Source organism: Rhodococcus sp. I2R, assembly GCF_020889545.1.
Taxonomy (GTDB): domain Bacteria; phylum Actinomycetota; class Actinomycetes; order Mycobacteriales; family Mycobacteriaceae; genus Rhodococcoides.
On the sequence record NZ_JAHUTG010000017.1, the window covers coordinates 40,581 to 53,342 of the forward strand.

9 protein-coding genes are annotated in these 12,762 nt (G+C 66.2%); 6 read left to right on the plus strand and 3 right to left on the minus strand.

What is annotated here, in order from left to right; genetic code table 11:
• Positions 1-60: 60 nt before the first annotated feature.
• Complete coding sequence (gene eccB / locus KVY23_RS17545; RefSeq protein ID WP_206509636.1) at positions 61-1,512, plus strand: type VII secretion protein EccB; 1,452 nt, start codon at positions 61-63, stop codon at positions 1,510-1,512.
• On the opposite strand, the gene mycP is transcribed toward eccB, so the two are convergent.
• The 3 genes from mycP to KVY23_RS17560 all read right to left on the minus strand — a co-directional run bounded on the left by mycP (position 1,461) and on the right by KVY23_RS17560 (position 5,568).
• The gene (gene mycP / locus KVY23_RS17550) at positions 1,461-2,933 is read right to left on the minus strand and encodes a type VII secretion-associated serine protease mycosin (protein WP_268995224.1); all 1,473 of its coding nucleotides are present in this window, start codon (positions 2,931-2,933) and stop codon (positions 1,461-1,463) included. The two genes, eccB and mycP, sit on opposite strands and share 52 nt — an antisense overlap.
• Entirely contained in the window at positions 2,900-4,447 is a 1,548-nt protein-coding gene (gene eccD, locus KVY23_RS17555) for a type VII secretion integral membrane protein EccD (RefSeq protein WP_230557602.1), read from the minus strand. The genes mycP and eccD overlap by 34 nt, the downstream gene beginning before the upstream one ends.
• A gap of 110 nt (positions 4,448-4,557) precedes the next feature.
• A complete protein-coding gene (locus KVY23_RS17560) occupies positions 4,558-5,568 on the minus strand; it encodes an LLM class flavin-dependent oxidoreductase (RefSeq protein WP_230557603.1) in 1,011 nt (336 codons plus the stop codon).
• Between the two features lie 204 nt (positions 5,569-5,772).
• Between KVY23_RS17560 and eccCa the strand changes: the two genes are divergently transcribed.
• From eccCa to KVY23_RS17585, 5 genes are all read left to right on the plus strand, one after another.
• Positions 5,773-9,783, plus strand: coding sequence for a type VII secretion protein EccCa (eccCa, locus tag KVY23_RS17565; protein ID WP_230557604.1), 4,011 nt, complete (start codon positions 5,773-5,775; stop codon positions 9,781-9,783).
• Positions 9,780-11,396, plus strand: a complete 1,617-nt coding sequence (locus tag KVY23_RS25150; protein WP_230557605.1) for a type VII secretion-associated protein — start codon at positions 9,780-9,782, stop codon at positions 11,394-11,396. Before eccCa ends, KVY23_RS25150 begins: the two co-directional genes overlap by 4 nt.
• 169 nt (positions 11,397-11,565) lie before the next feature.
• Positions 11,566-11,874, plus strand: coding sequence for a WXG100 family type VII secretion target (locus KVY23_RS17575; protein ID WP_075838846.1), 309 nt, complete (start codon positions 11,566-11,568; stop codon positions 11,872-11,874).
• Between the two features lie 125 nt (positions 11,875-11,999).
• Positions 12,000-12,293 (plus strand): WXG100 family type VII secretion target, encoded by a 294-nt coding sequence (locus KVY23_RS17580; RefSeq protein ID WP_075838847.1) that lies wholly within the window; start codon positions 12,000-12,002, stop codon positions 12,291-12,293.
• Positions 12,294-12,393: 100 nt separating this feature from the next.
• Positions 12,394-12,747, plus strand: coding sequence for a TraR/DksA C4-type zinc finger protein (locus KVY23_RS17585; protein WP_206509642.1), 354 nt, complete (start codon positions 12,394-12,396; stop codon positions 12,745-12,747).
• The last annotated feature ends 15 nt before the right edge of the window (positions 12,748-12,762 follow it).

Genomic DNA, 12,762 nt, shown 5'->3' on the forward strand with positions numbered 1-12,762 from the left:
GTGACCCGCGGGGCGGCCCGTGGGGGAACGGGCCGACGGATCGGTTTCGGGGGAGGGCTCGTGGCGGCGACGCCGACAACGAAGTGGCAGGTCGGCGGATACAGGTTTCTCGTCCGACGGATGGAGCACGCCCTGGTGCGTCGCGACGTGCGCATGCTGCACGATCCGATGCGGTCCCATTCGCGTGCGTTCGCGGTGGGAATGGTGGTGGCGTGTCTCGGACTGGCCGGGTGCGCCGCGCTGGCGTTGCTGAGACCTCAGGACAAGATCGGCGACGCGTCCATCGTGGTTGCGAAGGATTCCGGCGCCATGTTCGTTCGGATGGACGACACTCTGCATCCGGTACTCAATCTCGCGTCGGCCCGTTTGATCGTCGGAAGCCCGGACACCCCGACGATGGTCGATTCGGCCGAACTTGCGGATCGCAGGCGTGGCCCGCTCGTCGGCATTCCCGGCGCTCCCTCCTCGCTGCCGCACGACGAGGCAGGCATAGCGGTTCCCTGGACAGTGTGCGACACGCTTGGAAGCAGCGGCGCGACAGCGGGAACCACCGTGCTGGCCGGCGATCCCCAGTACGATGAGGACAGCGCGCCCCTGTCCGATACGCAGGCTTTCCTGTGGCGAACATCGGACGGTACCTATCTGGTGTACGACGGTGTTCGGGCTCGGATCGATCTTGCCGACCGTTCGGTGGTGCGCGCGCTGGGACTCGAAGGCGCAGAACCGTCGAGTGTCAGCTCGGCGCTCGCGAACGCCGTCCCGGTCGTCCCTGCCATCTCACCGCCCCCGATACCCCGGGCGGGTGAGATACCCGACTACGAGATCGCAGGCAAGACCATCGGTTCGGTGGTCAAGGTGTCCGGGGTCGCGGTCGACTACTATGTGGTGCTCGAGGATGGCATCCAACCGGTGAGCCAGGCGACCGCTCAACTCGTGAAATTCGCGGACTCGCAGGGCAGCCCGGAGATCGAGGCGCTCAATCCGGATGTCCTGAGGCGAGCACCGACGGTGACCCGTCTCGCAGTCGGCTCGTTTCCGGATATTGCGCCGACCATCGTCGACACCTCGGCCCAGCCGGTGAGCTGCCTGTCTTGGATTCCGCAGAACGCACCGGATGGCGGACCGAAAGCGCGTCTGGAATTGTCCGCCGGAAGGACGCTGCCGTTGCAGGAGTCAGCTGCACCGGTCCGGTTGGCGCAGGCGGACGGTGGCGGTCCCGCAGCCGACGAAGTCTATCTGTCGCCGGGCAGCGGCGGGTTCGTGCAGAGCACTGGAATCGCACCGACCAGCTCGCGCCGCGACGGCCACTTCTTCGTGGCGGACACCGGAGTTCGCTTCGGGGTTGCCGACGGCGAGGCCGCCGCTGCACTCGGCTTCGGCGCGGCCGCCCCAGCCCCGTGGCCGATCGTCGAATTGTTGGGAACGGGCCCTACGTTGAGCCGGGCGGATGCCCTCACCGCTCACGACGGAGTCGGTCCGGACCCGGCCGGGGCTGCGCTTCCCGCGGGATGACGTCTCGTCCTCTTCGGTAGTAGGACGGACACGCTCAGTCCGGCGCCGAGAAGGACGAGCACCACCGCCGTCCCGGTTGCAGCGACGGTCCTGGGGCGCAGATCGGGCGGGGCAGCCGGAATCGGTGCGGCCATCGCCGACGGTTCGGCCGGTGCCGGAACGTACTTGCTGTCGATGTTGCCTGTGACAGCTGCCAGCGGATCGACGACGCCATGGCCGACGAGATGGTTCCATCCCTCGGCGGGCGCATGCGCGGTCGCTTCGATGCGTTCGATGACCTCCGCTGCGCTCAGGTCGGGTCGGTGGGCCCGCACCAGCGCAGCTACCGCTGCGACAAGGGGAGCCGAAAAGCTGGTGCCCTGGATCGGCGCGAATCCTCCCTGACTGTCGACGGTGCCGTCGGCCAGGCCTGAGCCCGTCGGCGACAACGAGGTCATCGCGGTCCCGGGCGCGGCGACGTCCATCCAGGGTCCGGCGAGACTGAAGGCTGCGGGAGTGCCGTCCGGGTTCACCGAACCGACCGTCAACACCTGATCGTCGAACCACGCCGGTGTTGCGATGGTGGCGATACGTTCCCACTGGTCGGCGAAGGGGTCTGCGGGATCCGGGGGTGGGTTCTGGCCTCGACACGGTGATGTCCCGCCGACGTTCCCGGCCGCTGCGACCACGACGACATCCTTCACGCGTGCGGCGTAGTCGATTGCTGCCCCGAGCGGGCCGTCGACGTATCCCGCTCCGCTCGGCACACAGGCGACCTCCGAGATATTGATGACGGTCGCACCGAGATCGGCGGCAGTGCGCACGGCCATGGCCATCGTCATCACGTTGCCGTAACCCGAGGCGTTCTCGGCGCTCGGATCGCCCTCGTCTTCGGCAGTGCGCGCAGGTTGGAAGGCATTGCTGGACTGCCTGATCGAGATGATCTGCGCGTCGGGAGCTCCACCGGAGAAGCCGCTAACGTCCACCGATGATCCGGCGATGAGCCCCGCGACCAGAGTGCCGTGCGCGTCGCAGTCCGAGAGCCCGTCGCCGGTGTGCACGTAGTCCCCGCCTGCCCTCAATCCCGGCAATCTGGGGTGGGGAGTCACACCGGTATCGATCACGGCCACGACCTGACCTGCTCCACGGGTGATCGGCCAGACGGCGCCGAAATCGAGCGCGTCGATCGCCACCGGGACTGCGGGCCCGTCGGGTACGGACGACACGGGCATGCAGGCGTTTCGCTGCTCGGTCGGCTCGAGTGGCGCCGCGGGTGCAGCTTCCGGCAGCAGTCCCGGATCGACGAATGGGCGGTCGGCGGCGGCGGACCGCATTCCGAAGGGCATCAGAGCGCAGCTCACCGCGAGTCCGAGGACGAGTACGACTCGCGCGGTTGCGGCCCGGGCGTTCACAGTCCGCGCATCGCCGCGTACAGACCGCATACCCAGCACGCGAGCGGAATGACAGCGGCGATAGCGGCGTATTCGACGAGTTCCGCGGCGCGGCGCAACACGGGTGAGAAGACGCGAGTGGGCACGAGGGAACCGAATATCAACGCCGCCACGGTTGCGGCGAGTGCCGCGACGAAGGCCCCGATCTGCGGGAGCGGCGCCGCGAACACGACGACGCCGAGCAGGCTCAGCCCGATGGTCGATCCCGCTGCCACGAGTGGGACCGCGTGCTGTACCTCGGCGAAGGTTCGCCCGCGCAGGGTCAGGGCCAACGCCGTCACCAGTGCCAGCAACACACCCGGCCAATACATGCCACGTGGTGGCTCGGAGCCGAACGCGGCAAGCAAAGCACCAGTCGTTGCTGCGGCGCCGGCGGCACACACGAGCCCGGTCAGGTAACTGCGGGCCCGTCCGGAGGCGCTCTCGAGCTCGGCGACGGTGGGTAGCTCCTCGTCCGCGACCTCGTCGAGGGAAGCGCCGGCGGTAGGTACCGGCGGCAGGGGCAGGCGTGCCTGCATCATCGACAGGCGCGGCGCGGTGGCCAGGGCTGCAAGTGCGACGAGTGTGACGCCGGCGCCGACTGTGCTGAGCGGAAGTTCGGTGAACGAGGCCGTCGCCGCCGCTGCGGACGCGATTGCCGAGGCCGTGGCCATCGCAGTGAAGAGCGCGTATCCGTGTGCGCCCAACCGCAGTGCAAGCACCGCACCCGCACCTGTCGCGGCGGCTCCGAGAAGCAGATGCGGCGCGCCGAGGGACCCGGGCACGAACATCACTCCCGAGGTGAACATCAGCGGTAGCGCACAGCCGGAAAGGAAGATCCCTGTCCTGTCGTCGCCGTAGATCCGCCCAACGATCGAGCCCGCGACGAGAAAGAGCACTGCTGCGGTGGCAGCGCCGATGCCTGCATCGAACGAGATTCCGGTGTCGCCGACAGGCGGCGTGCCGGACAGGGCGCCGAACTGCGACTCGAGCAGCGACAGGCAGGAGAGCGCGATGGCGAAGGCGCCGACGCCGAAACCGACGAGTTGCGCAGTACGCGCCGTCCACAGCCCGCTCGGGGCATGGCCGGTCGTGGCGACCGCGTACATCAGGTCGTCGAACAGCGGCGGTGGCGCGGGCGAGTCCGCGGTGCCGAGAACGAGAATCTCGCCGTCACGGATCGATGCCTCGTCGAGCGTCATGGTCCCGTGAAGCGGTGATCGGCCGATCTTCGACAGCACCCAGGGGCGACCCTGTCGGTCGGCGGCGGTCTCGTGTCCGGTCTCGCTCGAACCCGCACGCGAATTGAGCAGCCCGACGATCCCTGGGACGAGCACGGAGATCGGCACATCGGTGGGCAAGGCGAGGTCGACCTGGACCGAGTCGGAGAGGACGGTGAGCCGACACAGGTCGACGGGCTCGACAGGTGCAGTGTTGTCGAGCTCCCGTGTGCCGGAACTACCGTTCTGCGACGCGGGCGCCGGCACGCCGGCCGCGTTCACGGCCTGCGAAAGATCCCCTGTCATGCGTTTCCCCCCGGAATATGCGCGTCCCCCTGCCCGGGAGCGACTCTACGACATCGATGTGCAGCCGAGCGCGGACGGTAGCGGGGGCAGGGGATTGCCCCGGGGAGGGCTCAGGCAGGTGTGCCCGCGTGCGTTCGATTTTTGAGATCGGTGACCTCGGCGAGGAGTTCGTAGGACCGTAACCACGACCGGCGATCACCGGAGCCCGAGGCGACGATGAGCTCGTCGGCGTCCGCGTGTCGTGTGAAGCGATCCAGATAGTCCTTGACCGCCGACGGCGTGCCCACCGCGGAATACTTCGTCATCTGCAGGATCTGTCTGCCCTGCGGTGCATCCAGGATCAAGTCGGCTTCCTCGTCGGTGAACTTCCGTCCTCGACCGAGAAGTAGGCGGACGCGGCTTCGTTTGGTGGCCAGGAACTGTTGCTGCGCTTGCTCGTCGGTGTCCGCGGCGATGACGTTGACACCGGCGATCACATGAGGGGTCTGCGACTGTTCGGACGGCCGGAACTCTCGACGATAGATTTCGACGGCCTGCTCGAGTGCATCCGGAGCGAAGTGCGAGGCGAACGCGAACGGAAGGCCCAGCGCAGCCGCCAGCTGGGCGCCGAAAAGTGAGGACCCGAGTATGTACAGCGGAACCTCGGTACCGGACCCGGGTGTGGCGACGACGCCGTGCACCCGTGACTCATCGGAGAGGTACCCCTGCAATTCCTGCACGTCCTGGGGGAATCGTTCGGCCGAGGCCGGATCTCTGCGCATGGCGCGCATCGTTTGTTGATCGCTACCGGGCGCGCGACCCAAGCCGAGGTCGATGCGGCCCGGGTGCAGCGTCGCGAGCGTGCCGAACTGTTCGGCAATGGTCAGCGGCGCGTGGTTGGGCAGCATCACCCCACCGGATCCGAGCCTGATTCGACTCGTGTGGGCGGCGATATGGCCGATGAGAACGCTGGTGGCCGAGGACGCGATCGAGCTCATGTTGTGATGCTCGGCGTACCAGATTCGCTGGTATCCCCACTCCTCTGCCTGCTGTGCGAGTAGAACGCTGGCGTCGAAGCTGTCTCTGACGCTTTCGCCCTCGCCGATGTGTGCGAGGTCGAGAATGGACAGGGGTACGGACACGGTGGCCAGCCTTTCGAATCGGTGCAAACGTCGCACTGCGACTCAACCGGTATCGGTGGTCAGGTATTCCGCCTTCCGGCACCGGAGCAGGCTGGCCGAGTGATCGTCGATGGGCTAGCCTTGCGCGGATAACAGACAGCTCGCCTGGGAACGAGAGTGTCTGCGGTAATGGGGGATACCGACAGGGGTGGGGGCTTTCGCAGCGTGAGTACGGTTCGGTTCGACAGGGGTGCACGCCGCCCGGTGCCGCGCACACCGGGCGGTGAGGTGGCACTGCAGGCGCCGCCGGAGATCCCACGTGTGGTCCCCGGCAACCTCATGACCAAGCTGATGCCCGTGGTCATGGTCGCGGCCATGGTGGGCATGGTGGCCCTGATGTTCACCTCGGGCATGGCTGCGAACCCCATGATGCTCATGTTCCCGGCGATGATGCTGGTCTCGATGCTCGGTATGGTCGCCGGCGGTGGTCGCGGAAACGGTGCGCGCACCGCGGAGGCGAACGAGGATCGCAAAGACTATCTGCGCTACCTGGACCAACTGCGCAAAGACGTCGGCGGCACGGCAGCGCGTCAGCGCGAGGCCCTCGAATGGTCGCATCCGGATCCCGACGTGCTGTGGACGATGGTCGGCACTGCCCGAATGTGGGAGCGCCGCGGCGCAGATCCTGATTTCTGTCACGTTCGTATCGGCCGCGGGGCTCAGCGGTTGGCGACGCGGCTCGTGCCGCCGGAGACCGGTCCCGTGGACGAGCTCGAACCGGTTTCGGCTGTATCGCTGCGACGGTTCGTACGCGCCCACTCCGTGGTCGAGCATCTTCCCACCGCGGTGTCGTTGAGAGGTTTCGCGGCCGTGTCCGTGGCCGGGGATCGCGATGCCGGACGTGCGACCGTACGCGCGATCCTGGCTTCGTTGTGCACATTTCACGATCCGGATCAGGTTCGGGTCGCAGTGGTCTGCGGGCCCGACACCGTGGCGCACTGGGACTGGACGAAATGGCTTCCGCACACCCAGCACGACATCGATCGGGACGGCGTCGGGACTGCTCGGATGATCTACGGGTCGTTTCTCGAACTCGAGGGCGCTCTCGGTGAACACCTCGCGCTTCGAAACCGTTTCACCAGGGGAGCCCCTGTCGCAGCAGGTGTTCCGCACCTGGTCATCGTGGTCGATGGCGGCCTACTCGACAACAGCGGCACCGATGTTCTCCGGACCGGATTGGACGCGGTCACAATAGTCGATCTGACTGATGTAGCGACTGCCCTCGCAGCGAGCCGAGGGTTGCGCCTGTTCACCGAGAACGGTTCCATCGGAGCCTTGACCGGGGCGCACGTCGAAGTCTTCGGTTCGGCCGACTCGATGAGTGTGGCTCAGGCCGAGACGGTTTCGCGGCGCCTGTCGCCGTATCGCACGACCTCACGTCTCGGCGCGGAGTCGGTGGCAGATGACCTCTCGTCGATGTCGAGCTGGAACACCCTGCTCGCTATCGCCGACGTGGGCCAGCTCGAACCGGCACGAGTGTGGGTGCCACGTCGAGGTCGAGATCGATTGCGTGTGCCCATCGGAATCGCACCGGACGGAAGTCCGGTCGAGATCGATCTGAAGGAGTCTGCGGAGAACGGCATGGGCCCGCACGGGCTGTGCATCGGTGCAACCGGCTCCGGCAAGTCCGAATTTCTCCGGACGTTGGTACTCGGCCTGATTGCGACGCATGCTCCGGAGCAGCTCAATCTCGTTCTCGTCGACTTCAAGGGCGGTGCGACGTTCGCCGGCCTCGACGAGGCACCGCACGTCGCAGCAGTCATCACGAACCTGTCGGACGATCTCGCGATGGTAGATCGGATGAAGGACGCCCTGGCCGGCGAGATGAACAGGCGTCAGGAGCTCCTGCGTGACTCGGGGAATTTCGCGAATGTCACCGATTACGAGAGGGCGCGCTCCACGGGAGCCGCTCTCGCGCCGATGCCTGCACTGTTCATCGTTGTCGACGAGTTCTCCGAATTGCTCAGTCAACAACCGGATTTCGCGGACCTATTCGTGGCGATCGGTCGTCTCGGACGGTCCCTGCACATGCATCTGCTGCTGGCGAGTCAGCGATTGGAGGAAGGCAAGCTCCGCGGACTGGACAGCCACCTCTCCTACCGGATAGGGCTGAAAACGTTCTCGGCGAACGAATCTCGGACGGTGCTCGGGGTCCCCGATGCCTACCATCTACCCGCCCAACCCGGCGCGGGCTACCTCAAATGCGACTCCGCCGAGATCGTACGGTTCGCGGCGTCGTACGTCTCCGGCCCCTATGTACCTCCGCGTCGTAGCGCCCGCAGAAGCAGGCGCTCGGGCGCCGACATCCGGCCGCGCTACTTCGGCGCCTTCGCTGTGCAGATAGAACGGCCGGCCACCGATGAGACGCTTCCGGCGTCGGTCACTTCGATCCCCGATGAGCTCGGCGCAGATGCCTCCATCGATCGCGCGGACGGGCGCACGGTGCTCGATGTGGTCGTCGATCGAGTCCGAGGTCACGGAGCGCCGGCTCACGAGGTGTGGCTACCGCCGCTCGATCGCTCACCGAGCCTCGATCGGTTGATAGCGGATACGAGAACCAGCTCCGCGGGTGGGGCGAATGCAACACTGCGCGTTCCCGTCGGCGTAGTGGACCGGCCCTACGATCAGCGACGCGAAGTATTGGAAGTCGATCTGGCCGGTGCGCAGGGGCATCTGGCAATTGTGGGGGGTCCGCAGTCCGGGAAGTCGACTGCTCTACGCACGCTCGTGATGTCGCTGGCGTCGACCCACACTCCCGAACAGGTTCAGTTCTATTGCCTTGATTTCGGCGGGGGAACTCTGAACGGGCTCATCGATCTCCCGCACGTGGGTTCCGTTGCGAGCCGACTCGACGTCGATCGAGTGCGCCGGACAGTCGCCGAGGTCGCCACCGTCGTCGGCCAACGTGAGCAACTCTTCCGGCGACGCGGAATCGACTCCATGGCCGACTTCCGTCGGCGCCGGGCGGAGCAGCCGATCGACGCGGAAGACAGCTTCGGTGACGTGTTTCTCGTGGTCGACGGGTGGGCGAGTATTCGCTCGGACTTCGAGACGCTCGAGACGCAGTTGGCATCGCTAGCCGCTCAGGGCTTGTCCTACGGAATACACCTGTTGATCACCGCGAGCAGGTGGGCCGAGATTCGACCGGCAACCAAAGATCTCATCGGTACCCGGGTGGAACTCAAACTCGGCGATCCATCGGACTCCGAGGTCGGCCGAGCGAAAGCCGGTCGCGTTCCCGAGGACCGCCCAGGACGAGGGATGACGAAGGACGGACTACACCTGCTGACGGCCCTGCCGAGAATCGACGGGTCCTCCTCCGCGGTCGACCTCGGAGCCGGTATCCAATCGGCAGTGGCGAAGATAGCTGCCGAGTACGACGGTAGAGCGGCCCCGCCTGTCCGGATGCTGCCCGACAACCTCACTCTCGTCGAACTCCGACGCCAGTTGGTCGACCGTTGGCCCAGGTCGCGTGAGAACACCCCGGAATTGTGGGTCCCCGTCGGAATCGACGAGGCAGAGCTGAAACCAGTTGCCGTCGATTTCGCCGAGCAAGCGCACTTCCTCGTGTTCGGGGACACCGAATGCGGAAAGACCGCGTTGCTGAAGTCGATCTGCTCCTCGCTGGTGGAGTCGAATTCCCCCGCGCAGGTCAAGATCGTCCTCGTCGACTACCGGCGCACGATGCTCGGTGCGATCGATGCCGAGCACCTCGCGGGCTACGCAGCATCTGCTCCTGTCCTGTCGACCATGATGGCGGAGCTGGCAACGAAACTCGGTGAGCGGATGCCGGGAGCGGACGTGACGCCGCAGCAACTCCGTGAGCGGTCATGGTGGAGCGGACCCGAGATCTTCGTGATCGTCGACGACTACGATCTCGTCGCGACCGCGTCGGGAAATCCGCTGACGGTGCTGGCGGACTACCTCCCGCATGCCCGCGACATCGGGTTCCATCTCGTGGTTGCCCGGCGATCCGGTGGCGCTTCGAGAACGATGTACGACCAGGTCGTCTCGCGTATGCGTGACCTCGTCTCACCTGGCCTGGTGATGAACGGCAATCGCGACGAGGGCAATCTGATCGGATCGGTCAAGCCGGGGCCGATGCCGCCAGGACGCGGAATGCTGGTCGACCGTCGTGGGCAATCGCTGATCCAGCTTGCATGGTCGCCGCAGTGAGCACAGACCGGACTTACGCTGCGATCCATCTCGGCGACGGTTCCATTTCGATCCTGCTGGCGACGGGATCGCACGTCACACATCGCGAGTTCTGGACGCAGGTGTCGATGCACGAAGGGGTGCTGGTGTGCCTCGACGACCGCGATTCGCGTGCGGAGATCGGCGAGCATGACAGGGAGCGGGACGTCGCTTCGTCCGAGGGGGAGGGTGTCGAGAGCTTCCCTTGGGCCTTCATCGACGATCCCGACATCCTCGTCGGCGAAACATTGGTCCGCACCGAGCATGTTCTCGGTGCGCTGGTGGAGCAAGCGTTGCGCGGTGCGGGCGCCGTTTGCCCGGTGGATCTGCTGGAAATTGCGTGCCCGTCCTCGTGGGGTCCACCGCGGCGCGCCACCCTTCGGCGGGCAGTGCAGCCGGTGGCTCGCGAGGTGCTGGTGGTGGACGCAGCTACTGCCGCGGCTCGATCACGGGGAGAGCGGGTACCCGCCTTCGCAGTGGTGGTCGAACTCGGTGAGCTGTCCTGCACCATCAGCGCACTGTCACTTCGTGCCGAGGCAGACGGATCCGAGGACGACTACGTCAGGTCGGCGCACTGGGCAGCGATCGGTTGCCGTGACCTGGACTCGGAGCCGAGTAGCGAAGGATCCATCCGCGACACCGTCGCCGGGCACGTAGCGGCCGGTGTGCGGACCGACCCGGTGGAGGTGTTCGTGTTGGATGCCTCGCGTCGCCGTGGCGCAAGAGCACTACTCGCCGACACCGGATACAGGGTGCACCGGCTGCGGGGACCCGACGTGGTCGTCTCGATGGCTGCGCGCGTCGGGATCGCCGAGCAGGCGGACCCATTCGGTCCGCGCTTGTCCCATCCCGTGCTTTCACACGATCTGGCCGAAGATCCTCTGCCGTTGACCTCGTCGCGCGCCGCAGCCTGGCTCGACGAGGTCCACGCAGCGCCACGCGCAGAACGACGGACCGGTGCCGTCATCGTGGGCGCCCTCGGTGCGCTCGTTCTGGCTACTGCGGCCGTCACCGGGATCCGCGCTCTGTGGCCGAACCCGTCCCCGGTCGCGGTGCACACGCTGGGGGACCCCTCGACTGTGCCGCTGTCCTCGTCGGTGTCACCGCCGCCAGTACTACCGTCCTCCTCGGTGTCACCGCCGCCGGCACCGTCGTCCTCGCCAATGCCGCCGTCCGGCACCTATTCGTTCGGTCGCGCGAGTGTCGAACTGCCCGCGACGTGGTCCGAACGAGCGGAGACGGACCGGTCGCTTCTGATTCCGCCGGATGGGCCGGATCGTCGCATCGTGCTCACTACCGTCGAGTTGGCTCCTGGCGTGTCGTTCGACGATGTCGCGGATGATCTGGCCGACCAAGTGTCCGCGCGCGGTGAGAGGCCGACCATCGACGGCTACACCCGAGCCACGGACTTCGGCGGACGGGTAGGTATCTCCTATGTCGAGTCCCCGGACGAGTACTCCGTCGTCCGATGGCGCGTATTCGTCGAGGACGGCATTCAAATCGGCATCGGATGCCAATCCTTGCTGGGTGCGGAAGCTGCACTCGAGGACGACTGTTCCCGTGCTGCGAGCACCCTGCGGGTCTCGCCTCCGTGACCGACCGCCCGGTTCTTCGGAAAGATCACCATCGAAATGGAACCTCCGATGGTGTGGGTGCGTCCAATCAGATGTAGGGGGGACATCCGCAGGTTTGCCGTAGCGAACCGCAGCCCCGACCGAGTATTCGCCCGAGTGCTCGCAACCGAAGAACACAAGAGGAGTCGACATGGCAGAAACCGATATTGCGACCATGCTCGCCGTCGCCGCGAAGGTCGACGGCCTGCGCGAGCAGATCGGCGGCTTGTTGCGCGCGCTGCGCGCGGACGTCGACATGGCTGCATCGGGAATCTGGAAGGGTTCCGCGTCGACGACATTCGCGCAGGTCATGACCAGCTGGGACTCCAGCGCCTTCAAGCTCGAGAACGCGCTGTCGGGCATCAGCGAGTCGATCAAGACGAGCGGTATTCAGTACGACCAGTCCGAGCAGGACAACGCGTCGCAGCTGCGCAGCGTGGGCGGATCGCTCAACCTCTGATCTGCTCACCCGATCTGATCGCAGAGTCGAATTCGGCTACACGAAAACATGATTGAGAATTCAACCCACAATCCACTGCGCGATGCGGAGTCGACAACGGTCGACCGAACGAACACGAGGAACTCATGATGAACGGTGAAATCAAGTACAACTTCGGCGCCATCGGCGACCTGACGGGCGGTCTGACGACCAAGTGGTCTGCCCTCAACGAGCGGCTCGACGAGATCAAATCGTCGATTCAGCCTCTCGTCGCCACCTGGCAGGGGGCAGACTCCGATGCCTACCAGGTCAAGCAGGCGGAGTGGAACGCGGCTCAGGCGGAGCTGAACGGTGTTCTGCAGAGCTTGATCGGTGCTGTGTCCTCGGGCAATCAGCGGATGCAGGAGCAGGAAGCGCTGAACAGGTCGCGCTTTTCCTGACCGACGCACAGCGGCCCCGGTATCGACGAGTGATCGGCGATATCGGGGCCGTTTCGGTCGGATGTGCGTGCAGAGTGCGCATCCGTAGTTCACTTGCTTCATGGATGAGTGCGCCGAGCGCAACCGCGAGCGGATAGCCGAGGAACGGGCCGTGGTGTCGGCGCGTCTCGAGTCGCTGCAGCGACAATTCCGCGCGATCATCGACGGGTCGAGGTGGTCCACCGACGACGACGAGCACGATCCGGAGGGATCTACCATCGCGTTCGAGCGGGCCACAGTTCTGTCCCTCGCGCGGGATGCGGAGGCTGAGTTGCGGGAACTGGACGCGGCAGCGGAGCGTGTGCGGACCGGTGCCTACGGACGATGCGAGCGGTGCGGAGTGGCGATCGCGGACGCTCGCATGGAGGCCCTGCCCGCAGCCCGACGGTGCATCGCGTGCGTCCGGCTGCGCTGATCTCCGCTGTGGGCG